Genomic DNA, 24,824 nt, shown 5'->3' with positions numbered 1-24,824 from the left:
TACACGCGACTTTCGGCCGTGCAAAATCAGATCGGCCGATTGTGACACACGGCACTTACAGAATTCTCTGTAGCTCCGCGCATCACCGCGCGCAGGCTCATTCGGCCAGCTCAGACACCTCGGAGAGGATGTGCGGTTTGCCGGACTTGAGGTCGAAGACGGCGAACTTCGCGGCCTCATGCCGACGCCCCTCGGTGATGGCGAAGCCAACGGTCGACGGCAGCAGCACAGGTTTCGCGAACGCCACATCCCAGCGATAGGCATCGAGCCTCGTGTCGACCGCGGACAGGGAACGCGAGGCGCCGTACATACCGTGTGCGATGAGACGCGGGAAGCCGAAGCCCTTGGCCGCCAAGCCATTGAGGTGGATCGGGTTGTAATCTCCCGAAGCATGGGCATAGCGCTGGCCGATGATCGGATCGAGTCGCCACAGGGCAGTCGGGGTCGGAGCTGTGAACTCCTCCCGTTGCGGTTGCGGCTTCGCTTCAGCATTGGGCAGCTTCTTGCCCTTGGCCAGGTAGGTCGTGGTCTCGAGCATGCGCAGGGAACCGTCAACCTTCGCCTCGACGATGACCTCGATCGTGGTCCCTGCCGAATGTTGGAACGGACCAGCCAGCTCCACATGGAAATCGACACTGTCACCGACATACACGCGACCGAGTGTGTCAATCCTGTTGTGGATGTGGACCATGCCCATCATCGGCAACGGCACCTCGGGATCGCTGAGCAGCTGCATGCTCAGCGGGAAGGCGAGGACGTGCAGGTAGCCCGGATGGACGATATTGCCCAACCCGGCTTCGATGACACCGGTGAAACCGGCGTAGGCAGCGGCCTCGATGGGCATGCTGCGGTCCAGTGCTCGGTTGGGAAGGTCAGGGCTTGTGCGTGTGCCCAACGGCAGAGCCTTGAGCACAGCCTTGGCGTAGAGCGGCAGCATTGAATCCTTGGCCATCATGCACCGACCATGTTCTGGCCGCACACGCGCAGCGTCAGCCCGTTGATCCCTCGGGCTCCCGCCGAGGCGAGGAATCCGATGGTCTCGGCCACGTCGACCGGCTGTCCCCCCTGCTGGAGGCTGGAGAGCCTGCGGGCGACCTGCCGGGTCAGGGTCGGCATCTTGGCCGTCATATCGGTTTCGATGAACCCGGGAGCCACAGCATTGATCGTTCCTCCGCGTTTGGCGAAGTCCGACGCCGAGGCAGCGGTGAGTCCGACGACTCCGGCCTTCGAGGTCGCGTAGTTCGTCTGGCCGCGGTTGCCTGCGATGCCCGAGGTCGAGGCCAGTGAGACCACCTGTGCACCTTCGGCGAGCAGATCCTGAGCCTTCAAGTAAGCGTTGATCCTAGCCTGGGAGGCGATGTTGACGGCAATGACAGAGTCCCATCGGGAGGCATCCATATTCGCCAGCATCTTGTCTCGGGTGATTCCCGCATTGTGGACGAGGATATCCACGGGACCACCGACCGCCTCGGCGATCTTCTCAGCCGCCGTGTTCGTGGTGATGTCGAGTTGGAGGGATCGACCGCCGACCTCATTCATCACCTCGGCTAGGGCCTGTCCGGCCTGCGGCATGTCGACGCCGATGAGGTCTGCGCCGTCACGGGCCAGGTTGCGCGCAATCGCCGCTCCGATCCCGCGGGCGGCACCGGTCACGACTGCGGTTCGTCCGGCCAGCGGGCCAGCCTCACCAGTGGACAGGAACTCCTTCATCCCGATCGGAGTGCCGGCCTGAGTGGAGACGGTGATGAACTGTCCCGAAACATAGGCTGATTTGCCTGAGAGCAGGAACCACAGCGCGGTGGCCACAGAGGGAGCCTGCATGTCGACGCCGTCGAGGAGTATGCCGTTAGCGGTTGCTCCTCGGCGCATCTCGTGAGCCATGGACCGTGTCAGGCCGGTGATTCCCTGAGCGGCTGCAGCGAGCTCGGGACCCTGCTGCGACGGGTTGGGGGACGGTGAAACTGTAATGACGCGACCGCAGCGGGCCAGTGAGCGCAGAGCCGTTCCGATCTCGAGCACTGTCTCCGACAAGTCGCCGGGCGCTGTGACTTCGTCGAAGACTGCGATGATCGCGCGCAGGGACTCCCCCGCGTTGGCATGGCGGCGCACTTCGAGGCCGTTGCCCAACAGCAGGTCGGCCAGCTTCTGTGCTTCCGGTCCGGACCCGAGGACGAGGACCGGTTTGCGGCGATAGTCAGCTGGGGTCGAGTCGAAACGGTGCAGTTCGACGGGCTGGGGCAGGCCGAGTGTCTTTGCGACCTGCTTCAGTGGGCCGTTGACCAAGCCCAGGTAGGTGTCTTTCATGCTGCCTCCACAATCGCTGTGAGTCCCTGGCCGCCTGCTGCGCAGATCGAGACCAGTGACCTCTTCTTGCCAGTGAGCTTGAGGTACTTCGCGGTGGAGGCGATGATGCGTCCACCGGTCGCTGCGAACGGGTGTCCGGCGGCGAGGCTTGACCCCAGTGGGTTCAGCTTGGCCCGATCGATGGAGCCAAGTGCTCCGTCGAGGCCGGCCTTCTCACGGCAGAACTTCTCTGATTCCCATGCCGCCAGGTGGCTGAGCACGGTCGACGCGAATGCCTCATGGATCTCAAAGGCATCGAAGTCTTCGAAGGTGAGGCCGTTGCGGGCTAGAAGGCGTGGGACTGCGTAGGCCGGAGCCATGAGCAGACCCTCGGCACCGTCGACGAAGTCGACCGCTGCTGCTTCGGCATCGACGAGGCGAGCCAGGGGTGTGAAGCCGTGTTCGGCCGCCCAATCTTCGCTGCCGAGCAGGACGGAGGACGCTCCGTCTGTCAGCGGAGTCGAGTTGCCGGCAGTCATCGATGCCGGAGTATTCAGGTTCTTGCCAAACACGGGCGACAGCTTAGCCAGGGATTCGGCGGAGGAATCCGCCCGCATGTTGGTGTCGCGGCTGACTCCAAGGTACGGGGTCGAGAGGTCATCGAAGAATCCCTCGTCCCAGGCACGGGCGAGATTGTGGTGAGAGGCCAGGGCTAGTGCGTCCTGCGCCTCGCGGGTGATCTTCCACTCGGCGGTGGTGATCGCCTGGTGCTCACCCATGCTCATGCCAGTACGTGGCTCACCCGTCGACGGAGCCTGAGGCGCCAGGTAGGCCGGACGGATCTGTGCGGCGATCTTCGCCCGCTGAGCAATGGTCTTGGCTCGCGTGAGTTCGAGCAGAATCTCACGCATCGAGTCGTTGATGACGATCGGCGCATCCGACGCGGAGTCCACGCCAGACGCGATGCCGGACTCGAGCTGACCGGCATTGATCTTGTTGTTGAGGCTGACCACGGTCTCGAGACCGGTGGCACAGGCCTGCCCGACATCAAACGCGGGAGTCGTCGGCGACAGGGCGGAACCGAGAACCGCCTCACGAGTGAGGTTGAAATCCTTCGAATGTTTGAGGACTGCGCCGCCGGCGACTTCGCCGATGCTCTCACCGGCCAAGCCGAAGCGGGCCACGAGTCCGTCGAGGGCGCTCGTGAGCATATCGAGATTGCTCGCCTTGGAATATTGCTTGTTCGAACGAGCGAACGGAATACGGTTACCGCCAAGGATGACGGCACGCTGATTGGGAGTGGACATTTGCACCTCCGGTATGTGGATTTAACTGTTACCGACAGTACCTGATACCGTCTGTCACATGAAATCGCTCACAGATGGTCGGTCCACTCGGTGGCAGCAGCATCGCGACCTCAGGCGCCACGAGCTGCTGCGCGCCGTCCGGCACGTCGTTGATGAGCACGGAGACGAGCTGTCGATGGAGCAGATCTCCGAGCATTCGGGCACCACCAAGTCCGTGCTCTACAGATATTTCACGGATCGCGCGGGTCTGCAGGCGGCCATGGGCGAATGGGCGATGAATGTCATCTCCAAGTCACTCGATGACGCAACAGCAACCTCGGCACAGGACGCACTGACCAAAATGATCCGTGCGTTCGTCGCGCTCGCCGCAGAATCACCGAACATCTACCGATTCTGCGATACGGCAGTCAACCGCTTCGCACCGACGGAGACCGGCGGATTCTTCAATTCAATCGCCAGCCTCCTCGCCGATCGGCTTGTCCTTGAGGGTACTCAGGGACAGCTGTGGGCAGCAGGCGCAATCGGTTTCGTGCGTGCCGCGACCGAAAACTGGCTGGCCGATCCCAGCCGTCCCGATGAATTCGCCACCGCAATCAGTCAATGGCTCTGGGCCTCGTTGCCCGCAAAACTAGGAGTAGACGAATGAAGCTTTCCCTTGATCCACAGGCGATCAACGACGCCCTCGACGGCCGGTGGGCCGAGGCACGACGCCAGGGGCGCACCCTGGCACTCGACGAGATCACTCATGAGGATCCTGCCGATGACCTTGAAACCACACGGGCAAAGACGCTGACCGGTGTGGGCATCATGGCCGACACCGGTCTGACCATGACGAGCCTGCCCACATCACTGGGCGGCCTCAACCAACACGCGACTAACGTCGCCGGCTTCGAGGAGACCGTCACTGCCTCCCCCAGCCTCCAGATCAAGGCCGGGGTCCAGTTCGGGCTCTTCGGCGGAGCGATCCTTCACCTGGGCAACTCCGAACAGCACCAGGCCTGGCTGCTGGATGCTCAGAAGGGCAAACTTCTGGGCTCATTCGCGATGACGGAGATCGGCCACGGATCCGATGTCGCCGCGGTCGGAACCACCGCGACGTATTCGGCTGAGGACGAGGAATTCGTCATCAACACGCCCTTCCGCGCCGCAACCAAGGAATACATCGGCAACGCAGCGCGTGATGCACGCGCTGCCGTGGTCTTCGCCCAGCTCATCACCGCTGGAGTCAACCATGGTGTGCACGCGTTCTTCGTCCCGATCCGTGATGAAGACGGTGAAGTGCTGCCGGGTATCACCATCGAAGACGACGCTTTCAAGGGCGGACTCAAAGGCGTCGACAACGGACGGATCATCTTCGACGAGATCCGCATTCCACGATTCAACCTCCTCGACCGCTATGGTGCGGTGACCGCCGATGGCACGTATTCCTCCCCCATCGACTCCCCGGGACGCCGCTTCTTCACGATGCTCGGCACCCTGGTCCAGGGACGTGTCTCCCTCGACGGCGCCGCCATCGTCGCATCGAAGCTGGCACTCGACATCGCCGTTCGCTACGGTCTCGAGCGCAAGCAGTTCACCTCGGTCGATGACATCAACGAGACCACACTCTTGGATTACCAGCAGCACCAGCGTCGCCTGATGCCGGCCATCGCCTCCGTCTACGCCTCGGCCTTCGCACACGAGAAGCTGCTCACCTCATTCGAAGAGGTGTTCTCCGGCGCCGATGAGAGCGATGAGAATCGCGCGCTGCTCGAGACTCGGGCCGCAGCGTTCAAGGCCGACACCACCTGGATGGCCCTCGACGTCATCCAGGAAAGCCGCGAAGCCTGCGGCGGTGCCGGGTTCATGGCCGAGAACCGTCTTGTGGGACTGCGCGCAGACCTCGACGTCTACGCCACGTTCGAAGGTGACAACACTGTGCTCCTGCAGCTGGCAGGCAAGCGCCTCCTCGGCGACTATGCCAAAGAACTCGCACATATCGATGTCGGTGGGGCCGCCCGCTTCATCGGCACCCAGGCCGCCGAGCACACGCTCTACCGAACCGGCATCGCCAATGCGGGCCTCGCGATCTCCGACGTCTTCACACTGAACCTGAACGAGAAGCGGATCCGTTCCGGGAAGCTGCAGCGTTCGCTGCTGGAGACCAGGCTCGAGGTCATGCTCTCGAACCTCGCCCAAGCACTGCGTCCTGCCGCTAAGATGTCGCAGGCCGATGCGGCTGGAGTCTTCAACGACAACCAGCACGAGTTCATCGAGATGGCGCGCGCCTACGTCGAGCTGGAGAAGTGGAAGGCCCTCGACGAAACGATGAGGGAACAGACAGACCCGGACCAGAGCAAGCTCTTCCGCCGTCTGCGCGATACTTACGGCCTGACTCTCATCGAGAAGCACGTCGGCTGGCATCTTATGTACGGTCGTCTCCCGATGTTGCGTGCCCGCCAGCTCAACGAGACGCTCAACCGTCTGTGTGCGAAGCTGTCCGCCAACGCCTTGGACCTCGTGGACGCCTTCGGCTACGGCGATGATCACCGCCGCGCAACGATCGCGACCGGCATCGAGGCCGAGCGTCAGACCGAAGCTGCCGACTACTTCCGTCACTCCCGTGCACAGGAGAACTACCCTGTGGAGGAGAAACAGCTGCGCAAGGCCGCGAAAGCTGCGCAGAAGGCGGCCAACAAGGGCGGACGTAAGGCGAAAGCCAGCAAATAACTGATAGCTAGATAGATAGCCCAGAAGATGTGGGAGGGGCCGTGCAGCTTGATTGCTGCACGGCCCCTCCCACGTTCGTCTCGTCTGTGATTGTCTCGTCTGTGACTGTCTGACTAGCATCGGCCGCAGACTGGCTCGTGTGCGCCGGTCGCAGGCCAGCTGCATGGACTCAGGTGTCTGTTTGCCTGATCGCAGACGTCTGCCTGCGCTCAGGCGTTGAGGAAGTCCTTCAACGCCGCCGAAATCGCGGCAGTCTCTGTGAGGAAGCCGTCATGCCCGACGTCGGATTCGATGACGTGATGGGTCACGGCTCCGGGCAGACTCTGGGCGAGCAATTCGACCTGTGCGGGCGGAAACAGCCGATCCGAGGAGACCGAGACGACGAGGTTGTCGGTGCAGCTGTCGGCCAATGATGTCGCCAGGTCGTGTGAACGACCGATGCGCACATCGTGGTCGCGCAGGGCACGGGTGAGCACGACGTAGCTGTGTGGGTCGAACCGGGCGGTGAGCTTCTTCGCCTGGTGATCGAGATACGAGGTGACCTCGTAGTAATCAGGTGATCTGCGCCGTCGGGAGAACCGGTGGTTGAGCTCCGCATCATTGCGATAGGTCAGGTGCGCGATCTGCCGGGCAAGTCCCAGGCCCTGGGCAGGGAAAGCGCCGACCGCGGTGTAGTCACCGGAGTAGTAGTCGGGGTCGAGTTCGATGGCGCGTTCCTGCATCATCGCCCAGGCGATCTGGTCGGCTTCGGAGAAGGCTGGTGCGGCGATGATCGCGCATTTCTTCACCTTGCGTTTGTCGAGGAGAGAGAATTCGAGGGCTCTGGCTCCACCCATCGACCCGCCGATGACGGCATGCCAGGAGTCAATTCCGAGGATCTGTGCGAGATTGTGTTCCAAGCGGGCCATATCGCGGATCGTGACCGTAGGAAATCTGGACCCATAGGGCAATCCGTCGTCATAGACGGACTGGGGTCCAGTGGTACCCGAGCACCCGCCGAGAGAATTCGCACACACCACGAAGTATTCGTTCGTGTCGATCGCCTCGCCCGGGCCGACGACGCCCGCCCACCATTCGGTGACGCTGGTGTCGCCGGTCAGGGCGTGTTCGATCAGAACCGCGTTGCTGCGGTCCGAGTTGAGTGTGCCAAAGGTTTCGTAGGCGACCTCGACAGTTCCGAACGTGTGTCCGGATTCTGTGACGAAGCCCAGAATTCGCTCGACGGAAGTGCTCTGGGTAGTCATGTCAGGCGGCGGCCGATGCAATCGCTGCGGCAGCGGCGAAGCCCTTGTCGATGTCGGCGATGATGTCCTCGCTGCCTTCGAGCCCCACGGACAGACGCACGAGGGCCGGATTCACACCGGCAGCAGCCTGCGCATCTTCGCCGAGCTGCGAGTGAGTCGTCGATGCCGGGTGGATGACCAAGGAGCGGACGTCGCCGATGTTGGCCACGTGTGAGTGCAGTTCGAGCGCATCGACAAAGGCCACAGCGGCGTCGAAGCCGCCGATGATGTCGAAGGACAGGACCGAGCCGACTCCGTTGGGCAGGTACTTCTTCGCCTTGTCGTGCCATGGGCTGGACTCGAGTCCGGCGAAGGCGACGCGGCTGACCTGCTCGTGGTTTTCGAGGTAGGAGGCAATTGTGTTCGCATTCTCGACATGGCGGTCGATGCGCAGGCTCAGAGTCTCAAGTCCCTGGGCGATGAGGAAGGCATTGAACGGGCTGGCGGCCGGTCCGAGATCACGCAGACCCTGCACACGGGCCTTGAGGCCGAAGGAGACGTTGGCACCGAACGGCGAATCCGCGCCGAGGTCGCGGGCATAGACCAGACCGTTGTAGGACTCGTCCGGGGTGTTGAAGCCGGGGAACTTCTCCGGCTGTGTGCCGTAGTCGAAGTTTCCGCTGTCGACGACGACACCGGCGATCGAGGTGCCGTGTCCGCCGAGGTATTTGGTGGCTGAATGGAGAACGACGTCGGCACCGTGTTCGATCGGGCGCACCAGGTAGGGGGTGGCCAGGGTGTTGTCGGTGAAGAGCGGAACACCGGCCTCGTGGGCGATGTCGGCCACTGCCGAGATGTCGAGGACATCGGAGCGAGGATTGGACACAACCTCGGCGAAGAAGAGCTTCGTATTCTCCTGCGCCGCGTTCTTCCACGCATCGAGGTCATCGACGTCGACGAACGTGGTCTCGATGCCGAGCTTGCGCAGGGTCACGTGGAGCAGGTTGTAGGTTCCGCCGTAGAGGCTGGAGCTGGCGACGATGTGATCACCGGCTTCGGCGATGTTCGTGATGGCCAGCAGGGCTGCTGACTGTCCCGATGCCGTGAGCACAGCGTGGACTCCGCCTTCGAGGTCGGCGATGCGGTTCTCCACGACCTCTGTGGTCGGGTTGGTGATGCGGGTGTAGATGGGGCCGAGTTCGGTGAGTGCGAAGCGGTTGGCCGCGGTCTCATTGCTGTCGAAGACGAATGAGGTGGTCTGGTGGATGGGCAGTGCCCTGGAGCCGGTGGTCGGGTCCGGTGTCTGGCCGGCATGGATCTGTCGCGTTTCAAATGACTGCGTCATGATGTCTCCTTCGAGTACGGTTGATTCGCCCGTGGTGGTCCGCGCGAGTGAATTGGTGATGTCACTACTGTCATCGACTCTCAGGCCGCAAGCATGCGATCTCGTCATGTTTATGTCACCTGGCGTCATGTTTCGTCACACCACTTGCACCGTCCGGGTCTATATCGACGCGCACTCATGTCGGCGTTCGCAGTCGTGGTCTCAGCGGAAATTGCGGGCCTTGGTCGGCAGCTGCACCTCGAGCGGAATGAGCTTGTGGGCGTAGAGACTCACGACCTCTCCCCCGCGTTGGATCAGCCCGGTGACCACGAGGGCGTTGCGCGAGGTTGCGATCGGCCGGAACCGTTTCATCAGCCCGGCCGTGGCCACGACGTTGAGCATCCCGAATTCGTCCTCGAGGTTGATAAATGTGATTCCCGAGGCGGTGGCCGGGCGCTGTCGGTGCGTGACGATGGCGGCCACCGTCATCCGGGTCCCGTCGGCAGCCGCCGCGGCATCCGCCGTCGAAGCGTAACCGCGTTCGATCAGGGACGCTCGCAGGATCTCGGTCGGGTACCCGTCGACGGTGATCCCGGTGGAGAAGAGTTCGGCCAAGGTCGTGTCGAAGGCGTCCATGGTCGGCAGGGTCGGCGCCGAGGAGATCGTGGCGGTTCCCGGCAGCACTCCCGGGTGTGCTCCCGCGACCCCGCCGGCCAGCCACAGTGCCTGTCTGCGGTCAAGATCGAAGCAGCTCAGCGCCCCCGCGGTAGCGAGTCCTTCGAGTGCCTGCTTCCCGATCCCTGTCCTTTCAGCTAGGTCCGCCACCGAGGTGAATGGTGCGTTCTCACGTTCGGTCACGATCACCTCGGCGAAGGACCCCACATGGGCCACCGAATCCAGGCCCAACCGGATCCCGAACTCGCCCGAGACTCCGGTGTCATCGGTCTCGAGGCGCTCCAGGTCGCTGCCGGACATCGAATGGCGAATGTCCACAGGCAGGATTCTCACACCGTGGCGGCGGGCGTCGGCGACGAGCGACTGCGGTGAGTAGAAGCCCATCGGCTGACTGCGCAGCAGGCCCACTGTGAAGGCCGCATGGTGGTGGTATTTGAACCAGGCCGACTGGTAGACGAGATTCGCGAAGCTGATCGCGTGAGATTCAGGGAACCCGTAGTTGGCGAACGCGGCAATCGTGGAGAAGATGGACTCCGCGGTCTCCTCGTCGACTCCTTTGGCGGCCGAACCGGTCTGGAATTTCTGCGCCAGTTCGGTCATCCGCTTCTCTGACCGTCGCGATCCCATCGCCTGCCGCAGCTGATCGGCATCGGCACCGGTGAAACCGCCGACGTCGATGGCCATCTGCATGAGCTGCTCTTGGAACAGCGGCACCCCGTAGGTCTTGGCCAGGGACTTGCGCAGCAGAGGGTGGAGGTATTCCACGTCGTCAAGTCCTTGCCGTCTGCGGATGTAGGGGTGGACAGATCCGCCCTGGATGGGGCCGGGCCTGATCAGGGCGACCTGAACGGCGAGGTCGTAGAATTTCTCGGGTTTGAGGCGCGGCAGGGTCGCCAGCTGAGCCCGGGACTCGACCTGGAAGACTCCCACCGCATCGGCCTTCTGCAGCATCTTATAGACCGCCTCGTCCTCGTCGTCGATGTGGGCGCGTTCGATGAGTTCGCCCGTGTGCCGGTGGACCAGGTCGACCATCTCGTGGAGTGCGGTGAGCATGCCCAGTCCCAGCAGATCGAATTTCACCAGGTCCATGGCCGCACAGTCATCCTTATCCCATTGGACAACGGTGCGATGACCCATTGTGGCCTTCTCGATCGGCACGACCTCACCGATGGGACGATCGGCGAGGATCATGCCGCCGGAGTGGATGCCCAGGTGCCGGGGTGAGCCGAGAAGGTCATCTGCGATGCTGAGCACCGGGGCCGGAACTGGGGAGTCCTCCGCTTCGGGCAGGGTTGACCAGCGGTTGCTGGCTTTTGAGAACGCATCCTGCTGACCCGGTTCGTAGCCCAGGCTGAAGGCCGCGTCGCGGATCGCTGACTTCGCCCGGTAGGTGATGACATTGGCGACCTGGGCGGCCCGTTCACGGCCGAAATGATCATAGACATATTGGATGACCTCTTCGCGCCTGCCCGATTCGATGTCGATGTCGATGTCCGGGTAGCCCTTGCGATCGGGTGAGAGGAAGCGGTCGAAGAGGAGTTCGTGCTTGACCGCGTCGACGGCGGTGATGTCGAGGACATAGCAGACTGCGGAGTTCGCCGCCGAGCCTCTCCCCTGGCAGAAGATGGACACCCGATGGCAGAACTCGGTGATGTCGTAGACGATGAGGAAGTATCCGCAGAACCCCAGTTCCGCGATCATGTTCATCTCCCGATCCAGCTGTGCCCAGGCCTTCGGATTCACGCTCCGGGATCCGTAGCGCTTGGCGCCGCGATCTTCGATGAGCTCACGCAGATATTCCTCGGCGCCCCTGGCATCGGGCATCGGGGCACGCGGCAGATCCGGACGCGCCGAGTTCAGAACGAAGGAGCACTCTTTGCCGATGGCCACGGCGTTCTCCAGAGCCTGACGAGGGAAGCGTGCGGCCATCTCCTCCCCTGTGTGGATCCGGGCATTCGCCGTCGCAGGCAGCCACCCGGCCAATTCGTCGAGGGACAGCCGAGACCTCACCGAGGCTCTCACCTGCGCTGACTTCCACTGCGCCCGGGTAGCAAAGTGCACACTGTTGCTGGCTACGACCGGCAGATTCGTTCGCTGTGCAAGCTCGCCGAGGTGGCGCAGCCGTTCATCATCGTCTGGAGTCCCATCCCGGCTGAGTTCCACCGCGATCCGTTCGGCTCCGAAGAGCGCGATGAGGTTCTGCAGGGCGCCGAGTCCACCATCTGGGTCGTTCAGGGCTCGACGCAGGGGACCTTTGCGGCAGCCGGTGAGGATCGTCCAGTCCCCGCTCATCGCGGCCAGCTCTTCGAGACCGAAGACCGGTCGGTTCTTCTCCCCGGCCAGGTTGGCCTCGGTGATGGCCATCGACAGTCTGTGGTAGCCCTCGACCCCGCGGGCGAGGACCAGAAGGTGGGTGGCATCGGGGTCGGTCTGGCCGGGGATCTTCTCCTCCAACCCCACGGACAGCTCCGCGCCGAAGACTGTGGGCAGACCCACCTCGGCGGCGGCATAGGCGAACCGCACCGCACCGTAGAGACCGTTGTGATCGGTCAGCGCCAAGGACGTCAGCCCTGCTGCGGCGCCTGCGGTCACGAGTTCCTCCGGGTCGGAGGCCCCATCGAGGAAACTGAACTGGGAGTGCACATGCAGCTCGGCCCACTCGACCGTGGAGGTCCGCAGAAGGGGCCCCTGCCCAGGACCCGAATACCGACCGGTGCCATCGGAGCCGCCGGGACCCACCGACACCTGATGACGGTCGGGTCGGGAGAAGGCAGGAGCATCGGACCCATCGGCGTGTTTGCCTTCCAACCGCTGGGCCAGCTGGGACCAGGGGGTGCGCGGATTCGAAAAGCCCATCAGCGGTACCGTCCGGTTATGTACCACTGGCCGTTCTCTTTGCTCAGCAGCAGCGCCTGCCCCGAGCCGGTGACGACCTGCAGGCGGGTCCGATAGATGGCTTTCGCCGGATCCCACCAACCGGATTCCACGGGCCAGGAACCTGAATAGTCAGCGATCTCCTCGGTGGTCCCGGTGGGAAAGCGGATCGCATACGGTGCCGATTCCAGACCTGCGGGACGAGCCCCCACTGGTCGCCCTCCTGCGGCGAGCACATCGATGGGCAGATGTTCGACCGTCGTGGGTCGGGGTGCGTGCAGTGCCCCGGGCCAGGGAGCTCCGGGGCTGCGCACAGGCGATGCCGCCTGCTGCCACGGTGTCCACAGGTTGGTCTCGGCCGGATCCCATCCGCCCTGCAGACCCGGGACCAGGACCGAGTCGGGGCCGAACAGTCCCTGCAGCCGCTCCAGCGTGTGAGTGACCTGCCCGGTGTTCTCATCGAACAGACTCCTCGTCGCGCCGATGGGAGTGGTCAGCTCCGCGGCCACAAGGCCCACAGCGATGATGCCCTCCTCGGAGAAGTCCTCCGGATCGGGGCCGGGATCGTCGGGAGCCGTTCCGATCTGAGGAGCCGACCCGGCCTGGGCCTGTGGTCCGGATCCGGTCTGTGGTCCGGTTCTGGCAGCGGCTGGTCCCTGTCGAGTGGCTCCGGCCAACCATCCCTCTGCCTGCCACCGCAGACGGTCGGCGATGGTGTTCTCGTTCATGTCTTCGATCCGCCAGGTCCGCTTCGAGAACTGTCCCGAGACGGCGATGAGCTCGATCGTGATCTGTGTGCACACGAGTCCTCGGCTGCGCACGGCGGTCAGGAGCTCGGCGGCAAGCTGGCGGGTCAGGAATCCCAAAGTGTCACTGCGAGTCGTCGGCGTGTCCAGACCGAGTTCGACATTGAGTCGTTCTTCCCGGACATGATCGCTCAGAGGCGTCCACTCGACTCCCGTGGCCAGGTCGTGCGCACGCTTGCCCAGCGCCCCGAATCGTGAGTTCACGTCCCGTGCGTCGAGCGCGGCCAGATCCCCCAAGGTTCGCAGGCCCAACTGGGTGAAGGTATCGATGAGTTCGGTCGCACCTGCCCCGGCATATTCGAGGGTGCTGACCGGCTGCACAGCTAGGAACTCCGCAGTCTCGCCTGGTTCGACCCGGCGTGCCTGCCCCGCGGCAAGGACTGCTGCGAACACGGTGCCGGCAATGCCGGGGAAGAACTCCCACCCGGTCGCCGATACGAGTGCTGAGATCAGAGCCTCAACGGCGCTGGGCTCATCGGCATAGCCGTGTTTGAGCGAGTCCAGGGGAATGGCGAGCGTGCCGGGACTGAGCAGAGTGAACCGTGCCACGAGTTCCTCGAGCGCTCCGACTCCGGCAGAAAAGTGTCTGTTGTCTGCTTCCTCGTCCCAAGCGACCACATGTGCTTCGGGGCAGCGGTATCCGACCGCCCGCTTGTTGTTGCCCAGAGCGATTCCGGCCGCGCGAGCAGGAGCATTGGCCGCGACCACCTGGCCTCCGCTGAGCACCGCCACCGGAGTACGAGGACTGAGATCATGTTCGGTCGCAGCAGCCACCGCGGACCAGTCGGGAACGCTGAGAACGAGTGTGCGATGGTCATCGATGCGCACAGCGGTGGATTCGGCAGCGACGTCAGCTGACACTGCGGATCACCGGCCGTTCGAATATGCCCTCCGCCGGGGTGGGCGCTGGTGCTTCGGCAGGAGTCCCTTCCGGTCCCGGCAGCAGGAACCGGTGGACGCCGGTCTGTGATCGGGCCTGCACGAGGCAGGAGCGAAGACGTCCATGACCGCGTTCTGTGCCCGACCACTGCGTGTCGGTGATCTCGATCTGCTCCGTGCTTCCGGGCATCGATGTCAGGCTGATGAAGCTGATCTTGCGTTCGCGCACCTTCGCCAGCAGCCGAGCGCGCTCCCCAGCACTGGGCAGAAACCCCGGGTCGACGACGAGGACGTCGAAAGATTCGATGAGGATTGAGACCACACGCAGCCAGTCCTCGGCCGGGGTGACGAGGTTGACGAAGTGGTCGAGGTCAACACCCAGATCGGCAATGGATGACACGGCAGGTTCGCCGAGTCCGATACCGGCACACCATTTCTGCTCCCGGGTTGCGACGGCGATCGTGGCGAGGGCACAGCTCAACGATTGGCCCCCGATCAGTGTCACGATCTCCCCTCGGGGAAGGCCGCCTCGGCGAAACATCGGTGCCAACACCGGATCCACGGTGCGAGGGGCAAGCCCATCGAACAGAGCGGCGGCCGTGGAGATACCCATCTCCCGGCTGAGCTGTTCAACGAGTGGCACTGCAGACATGACATCCATTATCGAACTAGTGTTCTAAATAGGCAAGATTTACGCAGCGACATTGTTCGCCCGGGCGTGTCTCCATTCCGCCTCGAACATCCACGCAATGCAATAGTCCAGGCTGAAGCCGTACCCGCCGCCGACGGTCCTCGGATCCGCTTCCGCGACCGCCTCCTCGGCGACCTTGACCAGCCGTGCCGTGTCGAAGACGATGCGCCCGCGCTTCCCCTCTTCAAGCGGAAGCAGCTGCGAACCGCCGGGCAGGAAGAAGGCGAATGCCGCCTGCCCGCCCAGAGTTCCGGCGAAGGGAGCTGAGGTCCGTGAGATATTCAACTCATATCTGTGCACCGCCGTGTGGTGGGTGCGGCAGAGCAGGATGAGATTGTCCAGGTCCGTCGCTCCGCCCTGTGACCAGGGGCGGATGTGGTGTGCGTCGCACCTTCTGCGGGCACGGCAGCCGGGGAACTGGCATCCCATGTCCCGTGCGCTCAACGCTAGGCGTTGGCGTCTGCTCACCAGCCTCTTCGACCGTCCGAGCATGAGTACGTCTCCATCGGCGTCCTTGATCGTTCCGCTGATCAGAGCTTCGCAGCTCAGCCGTTCCGCCGTCGCCGAGGTGATGCCGCCGAAGCCATCGATTCGACAGGTCAGGTCTGTCTTTTGATCCGCAGACGTCCCCGCGGGGACGTCGTCGAGGGCTTCGGCACGGGAGCCGGATCGGGTCACCACCTCGGCGGAGGCATGGACGAGCATGCGGGCGCGGTCAACGTCAACGGTTCCAGGCGACGCTGCCTGCGGAAACGCATGCACGATCTCCATCAGGCACATGACCTGCGAGATCGGCTCATACGATGGCTCATCCTCCTGCCCTTCGCCGCCGGCGTCATCCGCAGAGGACGGCTGTTCGAGAACATGCCGAGCGGCGTCGAGCATCGAGGAGAATTCCGCGGCCTCATCCTCGCCCAGGTCGATCGTGATGCGAGTCCGTCCAGGCCCGATGGTCCGTATACTCACGCTGTCGCTCGGAAGGGCGCAGGGAGCTTCCCCGCCCTCGTTCCCGCCGGACAGTTGGAGGTAGTTGCGAGCGATCACGCCGATCTGGCTTCCGGTGGAGACATCGGCCAGTCGCAGCGCCTCTTCATCGGGGATCCGCCCCACCAGCCTGGTGACCTCACGCACCTTGGAAAAGCTGACGTTGCCCTCCCCCAGGCTCTTCTTCACCTTCGGCATTTCGCGCAGCGCCATCATCACTCGGACGTATTCCCGTGCAGTGTGTGCGCTCACCGCCGCAATGTGCATGACCCACTGGGGCAGCGACGTCACGCCCACCCACTGCGCCCACAAGCCTCTGCGCTCGACCTCGTCGATGAGCGCAATGACACGGGCATGGCAGAACGCGATGCACGAGATGTTGCGCTGGATGTCGGCAACCAGCTCTTCGGACGTGAGATCACCCAGCCTCGCGCCAGCGCCCACGTCGGCACTTGACTCGGTCTGCAGAGACTCGGCGGTATCCGACTGCGCCTTCGAATCTCCGCCGTAGTCATCAGGATCGACACTCATCGCTGTGAGCAGCTCCGACCTTGCGAATGGATCCGGATAGTCCGCAAACGGATCTGCAGCCGTGTTCTCGACCATGGTTCCCACCTTTCCCCTTTCGACCTCTGCGGCCGTTCGGTTCGTGAGTCCCCATGACCTCGAACCGTGCTTTCACCATACGAGGCGCCACTGACATAAGATCGGAATCGTAATGATCCAGTCGAGTGAATGAATGATCTGCTTTCGAATCGGATTCGCCGTAAAGATCCATGTGTACTATACGGAGCTCTCTTTGTTCTATACACGTGGAATCGCACTATCACCAAAGCGTCCCCGCGGGGACGCCGACGCTGAATCCGAACCTCACACCGTAGGCTGAGTTCATGAACGATGGGACGACCGATGACGCGGCAGAACTCCCCGTGGAAGGGGCGCGGGAATCAGCCAGAGAGGCAGCCACTCGGGCCTCCTACGATGCGATCGCTGAGACCTATACGGACTGGATCGCCGCCGAGCTCACAGCCAAGCCACACGATCGTGCCGTCCTCGCAGCCTTCTCCGAACTCGTGCTCTCCACCGGGAAACCCAAGGCCCTTGAGATCGGGTGCGGCCCAGGGCGGATCACAGCTTTCCTTGCCGCCTTGGGTCTGGCCCCCTCCGGCCTCGACCTCTCTCCCGCCATGATTGCCCTGGCATCTCGTCTCTACCCGAATCTCGATTTCACCACCGGATCGATGACGGCACTGCCCTATGAGGACAACAGCTTTTCCGGACTCGTCGCGTGGTACTCCATCATCCATGTTCCCGATGCGTCCCTGGACACCGTCTTCTCCGAGGCTGCTCGAGTGCTGCGGCCGGGTGGATGGTTCCAGCTGGCCTTCCAGCTCGGCGACCGTATCGATCACCAGTCCGAGGCGGCCGGCTTCGACGTCGATCTCGACTTCCACCGCCGCTCGATCGATCAGGTTCTGACGTTTCTTCACAAACATGGGTTCGCACCCGCGACTCGGCTCGAACGCGAGCCGGACCTGGCCGGCCAGTTTCCGGAGAGGACACGGCAGGGCTATCTGCTCGTCCGCCTGGAGGCCACCACAACCACTACGACTGCACCCGGGGAACGGGCAACGGCCGAACAGTGACAAAATAGGTGTCATATGAACATCGACATCGTCTTCCACACGCCCGAGATCCCCGGCAACACCGGCAATGCCATTCGCCTGGCCGCAGTCACGGGTGCCCACCTCCATCTCGTCGAACCTCTTGGCTTCGACCTCTCCGATGCGAAGCTGCGTCGTGCGGGACTGGATTATCACGATCTTGCCCACGTCACGGTCCATACGTCTTTGACGGATCTGTGGAACCACCTCGGCGAGCGTCGGGTCATCGCGTTCACCACCCATACGGATCAGTCCTTCGCCGAGGTGGGCTACCGTGATGGTGATGTCCTCCTCTTCGGTCAGGAGTCGACGGGTCTGCCCGATTCCGTCGTCGAGGATGAGCATGTGGATCTGTCCGTGCGCATCCCGATGCTGCCTTCCAGGCGTTCGCTCAACCTCGCCAATTCCGCATCGATTGCAATCTATGAGGCCTGGCGGCAACAGGGATACGCCGGGGCCTGAACGCGCGTAGACTTCTGCCCGACAGTAATTTCGAAAGGACCACCATGACTTCCAAAGTGCTCACAATCGCCGGTTCCGATGTCTCAGGCGGAGCCGGCCTCGAAGCCGACCTGAAGATGTTCGAAGAATACGGCGCATTCGGCACCGCCGCCGTGACCTGCATCGTCACCTTCGATCCGGCCGATGGCTTCAGCCACGTCGTCGAATTCATCGACCCCGAGGTGGTGACCAGGCAGCTCGAATCGACCTTGGCGGTGCACAAGTTCGACGCGATCAAGTCGGGCATGCTCGGGTCCGTGGACTCGGCATTCGTGCTGGCCGAAAAGCTCAAGACGAACGAGCTGCCCTATGTCTTCGACCCTGTCCTCGTGTGCAAGGGCGCGGGCACCATGGTCGATCTCAAGGATCTCTTCGTCGACAACCTCGTGCCCTTGGCCACCGTCATCACCCCGAACCTCGAGGAGGCCGCAACGTTGGCCGGCCTCGATCCGATCGATTCGGTTGAGGGCATGATCGAGGCCGCGAAGATCATCCACGGTCAGGGTGCTAATAACGTCGTCGTCAAGGGCGGTGCGCGCCTGGCCGGTGACGACGCGATCGACATCCTCTTCGACGGTCAGAAGGTCACGACGCTGCGCTCACGCAAGGTCAATGAGAAACTCGTCAACGGTGCAGGCTGTTCATTCGCCTCCTCCATCGCCGCTGGCATCGCCACCGGTCTCAGCATCGAGGACGCGGTCGTCTCAGCGAAGGAGAAAGTCGCCCACGGCATCGCGAACTGCCTCGACAATGCCACCGGCGTGGCCTCGCTGTTCCATCCGGCGGCTCGCACCCAGCCCTCGCCCGATATCCGCGTCAGCGTGGACTGAGGCTCCAAAGCAGATAGAAAAGGAACTGCCCCGCACACCATCTCAGGCGTGCGGGGCAGTTCGCATAAGTCATGCGTGACGGTCGGAACCGTCGGGTCGGCCGAAACCGACTGGGGTTCAGCGCTTGCCGAAGCCCTTGTAGCGATCCTTGAACTTCTCGACGCGGCCTGCGGAGTCGAGGATGCGCTGCTTTCCGGTGTAGAACGGGTGCGATGCGCTCGAGATCTCAACGTCGATGACGGGGTAGGTGTTGCCGTCTTCGAATTCGATCGTCTTGTCGCTCTTCGCGGTCGAACGGGTCAAGATCTTGGTTCCCGACGACAGATCGTTGAACACGATCGGTGCGTATTCCGGGTGGATGTCCTTTTTCATATTCTTACCTTTGCTGAATCCGCTCAGGCGCCTGGTATGGGTCGACCCATCCGCCAGTGCCCGAATTCGTCTGCTGGACACGCCTCGAACCGTAGGAACCGGACACGAAGCGACAGCTCAGTCTATCTGATGGACTGGCTCAAAGCGATTCCCGCACTGTCTCCTAAACTGTGGCCATGAACACCAAGGAACGCATTTCCGCGCAATTCGACCTCACGCCCGCAGCATCTGCTCCCGAACTCATGGCCGCATCCACCGCCGAGGCGATCTCTTCGATCACCGGCGACGTCGATGCGTTCGCCATCGATCCGCAGATCGCAGACACAGCGGCCCTGCTCGATGCCACCGGTCTCGGACCCGAAACCTCGGCTAACTGTGTTCTCGTGGCCGGTGCGCGCTCCGGTGAGGAACGAATCGCTGCCTGCATGGTCCTCGCCAATACCCGTGCCGATGTGAACAAGCGGGTGAAGAAGCTCCTCGACGTGCGCAAGGCCTCGTTCCTGCCCATGGATCGCGCGGTCGGCGAATCGGGGATGGAGTACGGCGGCATCGGACCCATCGGTCTGCCTGCCGACTACCGGATCCTCATCGACTCACGTGTGGCCGAGGCCGACGAGCTCATCATCGGTTCGGGGATCCGTGGTTCCAAACTCATGCTCTCCGGCGCGGCGCTGGCATCGCTTCCCACTGCCGAGGTGGTCGAGGGGCTCGCAAACGAGATCGACTGAGGTCCTCGGTCAGCTCAGTCCTGCCTTGTCGAGGACATAGGAGATGAGCGGTTCGTAGAGGTAGGGCACGACGTCGTCATCGAGGGGAACGGTGACCTCGATGGCTCCTTGAGCCTCAGCGACGAAGAGTGCCGGATCGTTGCAGTCGGCATAGCCCAACGTGCGCAGCCCACGGCTCGAGGCCGCACCGGCCCACCCATGATCGGCCACGATCAGATCTGGGGTCTGGCCGCCTCGGCGGGTGATGTCGTCAAGAAGTGCATGCATGGGTTCGGCGAGGTGTGTGTGCGGGGTCCCGCCATGCTGATGCCAGGTCCACACACGGTTGATCTGTCGGCAGTCGCCGCCGAGGCCCGGGACGTCAACGGCGTTGGCCTGGTGCGTGATCCGCGCACCGTGGGACTCGGCTGCGGCGGCCATCGCCATGTGCACAGGAAGCAGCCCGGCCGGGTGGCCCGTGGCGAAGAGGATCTCTCCCCCAGCTCGGGTGACCGCGCCGATGGCGGTGGCTAACTGTTCGAGTGCGTCGATGCAGCGTTGCGTCGAAATCGTGTCGATGCCCTCGACGAAATCGGGTTCCGGGCGCAGCCCGCACCGGTCGACCATAAGCGCGAACACGGAGTCATAGTCCCAGTCTCGGGTCAGATCGACGCCGAAGTCGAACTGCTTCTCCTGTGCCAGGAAACGATGGATGTGTGAGAGGTTGTTCTCTCGGGGTGTCCCCACCTCACCGGTGATGCGAGCTGCTTCCAGGGCGTGGGCGAGTGTGGTGCGGTCCACTGTGGTCCTCTCAGTCTCAGGTGCTGCAGTTGTCGCAGATTTTGCGACAACTGATGCATCGGCAAACTCTTCGCGTAATGCATTGGCTGCGTGCTTGCCGATAGTCTTCGCGTCTCTGCCCTACAGCGTGGCAAGTTGCTGCCTTGTGGACCTCTGACACGAGGTCAGTCTTCCTGCAGGGCGAAGCAGGCCACCGCCGAGGCGGCTGCGACGTTAAGCGAGTCGACTCCCCCAGACATCGGGATCATGACAGTCGAATCGCAGGCGGCAATCGTCGATCGGCGCAGACCGTCACCCTCGGTGCCGAAGACGATCGCGGTGCGTTCGGGAGCGTCGGCGGCGAAATCGCGGATGGCCACAGAATCCTGTTCGAGAGCCAGCGCAGCGACGTGGAAACCGAGCTCACGCAGGGCATCAACCCCTGCCGGCCAGGACTCGATCCGAGTCCATGGGACCTGGAACACGGTGCCCATGGAGACACGAATCGAACGACGGTAGAGCGGGTCGGCGCACCTGGGCGTCACCAGGACGGCATCGACGCCGAAGGCTGCGGCTGACCGAAAGATGGCGCCGATGTTCGTGTGGTCGACGACGTCCTCGATGACGACGATGCGCTGAGCATCGGTCACGAGCTCGGCGACGCTGGGAAGCTGCGGTCGGTGCATCGCGGCCAGAGCACCTCGGTGAAGGTGGAAGCCGGTGAGGGATTCGACTGCGGCATCGGTGCCGATGAAGATCGGGGCATCATTGGCGGCGATGAGGTCGGCTAGGTCGAAGAGCCATTTGGGGCTGGTCAGGTACGACCGGGGAACCATGCCTGCGGCGTGGGCACGGCGGATGATCTTCGAGGATTCGGCGATGAACAGGCCCTCGGCCGGTTCGCGAACACTGCGCAGGCCGACATCGGTCAGCTGAGTGTAGTCGTGGAGGTCGGCCGGAGAGGCCCCAGCGCCTGTGGCATTGTCGGTGGCCACCGTTCCCTCATCGAAGAACCGTAGACGCTCGGCAGTGATGCCGAGTTCGGCGGCACGGTCGATGACCTGTTGCTGTGTCAGTGGTGCCTTGGCCGGTGTATTCATACGATCACAGGGTGAGGATGCGCCAGATGGCGACGAGTCCGAGGATGACGATGACGGAGCGCAGCAGGACGGGCGAGAATTTCCGTCCCACCCTGGCACCGAAGTAGCCGCCGATGAGGGAGCCGATGGCGATGCAGATGACGGCGATCCAGTTGATCCGGTCGTGGCCGACGATGATGTAGGTGCTGGCCGAGACCGTGTTGACGACGAGGACCAAGACGTTCTTCAGTCCGTTGAGACGCTGCAGGTCATCGGGGAGGAGGAGGCCGAGCAGAGCGATCAGGATGATCCCCTGGGCGGCGGCGAAGTAGCCCCCGTAGATCGCGGTGAGGAAGACGACGACCAGGACGAGGATATAGCGGCCGGTGGTCAGCGTGTCACCGACCGAGGCCGGCACATGCTCCTTGCCCGCCTTTTCGGCGCGGCGCACGGAACGGTTTTTGAGGTGGCGGGAGAGTGCAGGCTGACCCACGACCATGATGAGGGCCACGACGAGGAGGACCGGGACGATCGTCTCGAAGGCGTCTTCGGGCAGGTGGAGCAGCAGATAAGCACCGGTCAGCGAGCCCAGGATGGAAGCAGGCACGAAGCCTAGGATCCGCCGCCATTGGCCCTTCAGCTCTTCCCGATAGCCGAAGGACGAGGCAATATTGCCGGGGATAAGTCCGACCGCGTTGCTCATCGTCGACACGACCGGTGGCACACCGAAAGCCACGAGTACCGGGAAGGTGATGAGAGTGCCGGAGCCGACGACGGCGTTGATTCCGCCCGCGGCGATTCCGGCGAGGACGATCAGCGCAATCTGCCACAGTTCCATTCCGAGAACTGGGTCCATGCTCAGTACTGGGATCGGGCGTGGAAACGCTGCCCGTCGCGGGTGAGCTTGACGTCGATACCGAAGGTCGCAGAGAGGTTGTCGGCCGTCAGGGTCTCATCGATGGGCCCGGCAGCCATATCAGTGCCCTCGGCCAGCAGCAGCACGTGCGTGATGCCGACAGGGATCTCCTCGACGTGGTGGGTGACCATGATCGTCGCCGGGGCCCATTTCGAGGACAGAATCTCCGTCAGTGCTGCCAAGAGCTCTTCACGTCCGCCTAGGTCGAGCCCAGAAGCGGGCTCGTCGAGGAGCAGCAGCTCAGGGTCCGTCATCAGCGCACGTGCGATCTGCACACGCTTGCGCTCGCCCTCTGACAGGGTGCCGAAGGTGCGATCTGCCAGGTGGCTGATGTTGAACGCTCCGAGGAGGTCCTTGGCCCGTTCGATGTCATCGGTTTCGTATTCCTCGACCCAACGACCGGTGACGCCGTAGGCGGCGGTCAGGACCGTGTCGAGGACAGCCTCGGCCAGAGGAATGCGGTTGGCCAGGGCCGTCGAAGCATAGCCGATGCGCGGACGCAGCTCGAAGACGTCGACGCGCCCGAGGCGCTCCTCGAGGATTCCGACGGAACCGGTCGTCGGGTGCATTCGTCCTGCGGCCAATTCCAGCAGCGTCGTCTTCCCGGCGCCGTTGGGTCCGAGGACGGCCCAATGCTCACCTTCGGAGACGGTCAGGGAAAAATCTTGGAGGAGGAAATTGGCTCCTCGGCGCACGGAAACAGAATCCAAAGTCAGGACATCACTCATATCAGCCAACTCTATCGCAGGCTCGGCGTCTATTCTGGTTCGACATGGACTTGACTACCGACTCACTGCTGCTGACCCTGGCGATGAACCATCGCCTGCACTCCAGCCTCGCCCCAGACGAGGTCAGTGCCGCCTTTCTCGACGACGATCGTGATGTCCCTCTCATCGTCGCCGACGAAGTTTTCGGCACCTCGCCACCGACCGGACTGCTGCTCTTCACCGCCGAGGCTGCGGCGGCCGGGATCACGCATGCCCGGCTGGCCCTGCACCATCCTTCACTGCCGCATACGACGCCTCCCGTGGACAAGGTCGACCGGCTCAGGGTCGGTCGCCACAGTGCCCCGATCGTCCTCCATTCCGGCTCCCACCAGGTTGCGGTGGCCCTCCTCGGCGCCGAGGCGAACATCGAGGTCATCGCCTGCCGGGACACGGTCTTTCGCCCGGTCACGGTCGGAACACCCGCCGAGGCGCTGCGCCGCCTGCGGCTGCTCGTCATGGAGGGTCTGAACCTCATCGAAACGATCGAGGTTCCGGCCGACTGGAGGGAGGGGCCGTGGCGGGATTGGCAGGAGGAGCTGAGCATGCACCACCCGATCTCGAGGCTCATCCCGTCCGTCGCCGACGCTCGAGCCATCTATGCCTCCCTCGACATCCACGAGAGGATGCGCACTGTGCTGGCTCCAGCCACAGTGGCGCCACCAGCCTTCGGCGATCTGCTCTCACGCCTTCACCCTGCGGCCGCCGACTACATCATGGCTGTCGCTACGATGAAGGGGTGAATGACTCAGACTCCGCAACCCCGATGCCAGAGAACTCAATCCAGCTGCTGGTCATGGACGTCGATTCGACGTTCATCAATGAGGAGGTCATCGACCTCATCGCCGTCCACGCGAATGTCGGCGACCAGGTGGCCGAGATCACGGAACGTGCCATGGCCGGCCAGTTGGACTTCGCCGCTTCCCTGGCCGAGAGAGTGGCCCTGCTCAACGGCCTGCCGGTGACCGTTCTCGACGAGGTGCGCGCACAGATCACGCTGACCCAGGGCGCTCGGGAAGTGGTGGCCGCCGTCCAGTCCGACGGTGGCGTCGTCGCCTTGGTCTCCGGCGGCTTCACTCAGATCATCGCCCCTGTTGCCAAGAGCCTGGCCATCACCGAGGTGTTTGCCAACGGACTCGAGTCCGAGGACGGCCGGTTGACCGGAGCCACAAGCGGTCGGGTCATCGATCCGAGTGCGAAGGCCGAGATCTTCGGACAGCTCGCACAAAAATATGACTGCGATCCGAGACGAACCGTGGCCATCGGCGACGGCGCCAACGACATCGGAATGATCCAGGCGGCGGGTCTGGGTGTGGCCTTCTGTGCGAAGCCGGCCCTCGTGGCCGCCGCCGACGCTGCGGTGAACAAGCGTGATCTGCGTGAGGTGCTGACCCTCATCGAGGAACGCGCTCAGGTGTGATGTGAAAAAGAACCAGGTGCCTGAATCTCGTTGAGG

22 protein-coding genes are annotated in these 24,824 nt (G+C 63.3%); 8 read left to right on the top strand and 14 right to left on the bottom strand.

The window, feature by feature from the left end; genetic code table 11:
• Window positions 1–97: 97 nt before the first annotated feature.
• Genes INT40_RS01655 through INT40_RS01645 form a run of 3 tightly spaced genes read right to left on the bottom strand, consistent with a single transcriptional unit; the run spans window position 98 to window position 3,590 of the window.
• Complete coding sequence (locus INT40_RS01655) at window positions 98–955, bottom strand: MaoC family dehydratase (protein WP_226830502.1); 858 nt, start codon at window positions 953–955, stop codon at window positions 98–100.
• On the bottom strand, window positions 952–2,304 hold the full coding sequence (locus INT40_RS01650) for a 3-oxoacyl-ACP reductase (protein WP_193070525.1): 1,353 nt from the start codon (window positions 2,302–2,304) through the stop codon (window positions 952–954). Before INT40_RS01650 ends, INT40_RS01655 begins: the two co-directional genes overlap by 4 nt.
• Complete coding sequence (locus INT40_RS01645; RefSeq protein WP_101574462.1) at window positions 2,301–3,590, bottom strand: acetyl-CoA C-acetyltransferase; 1,290 nt, start codon at window positions 3,588–3,590, stop codon at window positions 2,301–2,303. Before INT40_RS01645 ends, INT40_RS01650 begins: the two co-directional genes overlap by 4 nt.
• Before the next feature lie 58 nt (window positions 3,591–3,648).
• Between INT40_RS01645 and INT40_RS01640 the strand changes: the two genes are divergently transcribed.
• Window positions 3,649–4,236 carry a TetR/AcrR family transcriptional regulator gene (locus INT40_RS01640; protein WP_101574463.1) on the top strand — a complete coding sequence of 196 codons (588 nt, stop codon included), beginning with the start codon at window positions 3,649–3,651 and terminating at the stop codon, window positions 4,234–4,236.
• Window positions 4,233–6,299, top strand: a complete 2,067-nt coding sequence (locus INT40_RS01635) for an acyl-CoA dehydrogenase family protein (protein WP_101574464.1) — start codon at window positions 4,233–4,235, stop codon at window positions 6,297–6,299. The genes INT40_RS01640 and INT40_RS01635 overlap by 4 nt, the downstream gene beginning before the upstream one ends.
• A 209-nt stretch (window positions 6,300–6,508) precedes the next feature.
• Here the strand turns inward: INT40_RS01635 and metX are convergent, their stop codons facing one another.
• The 6 genes from metX to INT40_RS01605 form a co-directional block, all read right to left on the bottom strand.
• Window positions 6,509–7,543, bottom strand: a complete 1,035-nt coding sequence (gene metX, locus INT40_RS01630; RefSeq protein WP_101570230.1) for a homoserine O-acetyltransferase MetX — start codon at window positions 7,541–7,543, stop codon at window positions 6,509–6,511.
• 1 nt (window position 7,544) lies between these two features.
• Window positions 7,545–8,867: an O-acetylhomoserine aminocarboxypropyltransferase/cysteine synthase family protein gene (locus INT40_RS01625; RefSeq protein WP_193095335.1), complete on the bottom strand. Its 1,323-nt coding sequence runs from the start codon at window positions 8,865–8,867 to the stop codon at window positions 7,545–7,547.
• Between the two features lie 201 nt (window positions 8,868–9,068).
• On the bottom strand, window positions 9,069–12,377 hold the full coding sequence (locus INT40_RS01620) for an error-prone DNA polymerase (RefSeq protein ID WP_193095334.1): 3,309 nt from the start codon (window positions 12,375–12,377) through the stop codon (window positions 9,069–9,071).
• The gene (locus INT40_RS01615) at window positions 12,377–14,062 is read right to left on the bottom strand and encodes a Y-family DNA polymerase (RefSeq protein ID WP_193095333.1); all 1,686 of its coding nucleotides are present in this window, start codon (window positions 14,060–14,062) and stop codon (window positions 12,377–12,379) included. The genes INT40_RS01620 and INT40_RS01615 overlap by 1 nt, the downstream gene beginning before the upstream one ends.
• Window positions 14,052–14,732: a DNA recombination/repair protein RecA gene (locus tag INT40_RS01610; RefSeq protein WP_226830501.1), complete on the bottom strand. Its 681-nt coding sequence runs from the start codon at window positions 14,730–14,732 to the stop codon at window positions 14,052–14,054. Before INT40_RS01610 ends, INT40_RS01615 begins: the two co-directional genes overlap by 11 nt.
• A 39-nt stretch (window positions 14,733–14,771) precedes the next feature.
• Window positions 14,772–16,361, bottom strand: coding sequence for an HNH endonuclease signature motif containing protein (locus INT40_RS01605; protein WP_193095331.1), 1,590 nt, complete (start codon window positions 16,359–16,361; stop codon window positions 14,772–14,774).
• A 284-nt stretch (window positions 16,362–16,645) separates the two neighbouring features.
• On the opposite strand from INT40_RS01605, the gene INT40_RS01600 reads away from it, so the two are divergent.
• The 3 genes from INT40_RS01600 to INT40_RS01590 are packed head-to-tail and all read left to right on the top strand — an operon-like array spanning window position 16,646 to window position 18,750.
• A complete protein-coding gene (locus INT40_RS01600; protein WP_193095330.1) occupies window positions 16,646–17,401 on the top strand; it encodes a class I SAM-dependent methyltransferase in 756 nt (251 codons plus the stop codon).
• A 15-nt stretch (window positions 17,402–17,416) separates the two neighbouring features.
• The gene (locus INT40_RS01595; protein WP_193070517.1) at window positions 17,417–17,881 is read left to right on the top strand and encodes a tRNA (cytidine(34)-2'-O)-methyltransferase; all 465 of its coding nucleotides are present in this window, start codon (window positions 17,417–17,419) and stop codon (window positions 17,879–17,881) included.
• Between the two features lie 44 nt (window positions 17,882–17,925).
• Window positions 17,926–18,750 (top strand): PfkB family carbohydrate kinase, encoded by an 825-nt coding sequence (locus tag INT40_RS01590; RefSeq protein WP_193070516.1) that lies wholly within the window; start codon window positions 17,926–17,928, stop codon window positions 18,748–18,750.
• 117 nt (window positions 18,751–18,867) lie between these two features.
• Here the strand turns inward: INT40_RS01590 and INT40_RS01585 are convergent, their stop codons facing one another.
• The gene (locus INT40_RS01585) at window positions 18,868–19,122 is read right to left on the bottom strand and encodes a type B 50S ribosomal protein L31 (RefSeq protein ID WP_101570239.1); all 255 of its coding nucleotides are present in this window, start codon (window positions 19,120–19,122) and stop codon (window positions 18,868–18,870) included.
• Between the two features lie 176 nt (window positions 19,123–19,298).
• On the opposite strand from INT40_RS01585, the gene INT40_RS01580 reads away from it, so the two are divergent.
• Window positions 19,299–19,850, top strand: coding sequence for a YbaK/EbsC family protein (locus tag INT40_RS01580; protein WP_101570240.1), 552 nt, complete (start codon window positions 19,299–19,301; stop codon window positions 19,848–19,850).
• 9 nt (window positions 19,851–19,859) lie between these two features.
• On the opposite strand, the gene INT40_RS01575 is transcribed toward INT40_RS01580, so the two are convergent.
• The 4 genes from INT40_RS01575 to INT40_RS01560 form a co-directional block, all read right to left on the bottom strand.
• Window positions 19,860–20,630: a phosphatase gene (locus tag INT40_RS01575; protein WP_193095329.1), complete on the bottom strand. Its 771-nt coding sequence runs from the start codon at window positions 20,628–20,630 to the stop codon at window positions 19,860–19,862.
• Window positions 20,631–20,794: 164 nt separating this feature from the next.
• Window positions 20,795–21,709 carry a TrmH family RNA methyltransferase gene (locus INT40_RS01570; protein ID WP_193070514.1) on the bottom strand — a complete coding sequence of 305 codons (915 nt, stop codon included), beginning with the start codon at window positions 21,707–21,709 and terminating at the stop codon, window positions 20,795–20,797.
• Window positions 21,710–21,713: 4 nt separating this feature from the next.
• Entirely contained in the window at window positions 21,714–22,526 is an 813-nt protein-coding gene (locus INT40_RS01565) for a sulfite exporter TauE/SafE family protein (protein WP_193070595.1), read from the bottom strand.
• A 20-nt stretch (window positions 22,527–22,546) separates the two neighbouring features.
• Complete coding sequence (locus tag INT40_RS01560) at window positions 22,547–23,332, bottom strand: ABC transporter ATP-binding protein (protein WP_193095328.1); 786 nt, start codon at window positions 23,330–23,332, stop codon at window positions 22,547–22,549.
• Window positions 23,333–23,376: 44 nt separating this feature from the next.
• On the opposite strand from INT40_RS01560, the gene INT40_RS01555 reads away from it, so the two are divergent.
• Both INT40_RS01555 and serB read left to right on the top strand, forming a co-directional pair.
• Entirely contained in the window at window positions 23,377–24,111 is a 735-nt protein-coding gene (locus tag INT40_RS01555; protein WP_193095327.1) for a hypothetical protein, read from the top strand.
• A 23-nt stretch (window positions 24,112–24,134) separates the two neighbouring features.
• The gene (serB, locus tag INT40_RS01550) at window positions 24,135–24,788 is read left to right on the top strand and encodes a phosphoserine phosphatase SerB (RefSeq protein ID WP_193095326.1); all 654 of its coding nucleotides are present in this window, start codon (window positions 24,135–24,137) and stop codon (window positions 24,786–24,788) included.
• Window positions 24,789–24,824: the final 36 nt, after the last annotated feature.

Source organism: Brevibacterium sp. FME17 (genome assembly GCF_014897515.1).
GTDB lineage: Bacteria > Actinomycetota > Actinomycetes > Actinomycetales > Brevibacteriaceae > Brevibacterium.
The sequence above is the reverse complement of the archived record's forward strand: the minus strand, read 5'-3'. Positions and strand labels throughout refer to the sequence as shown.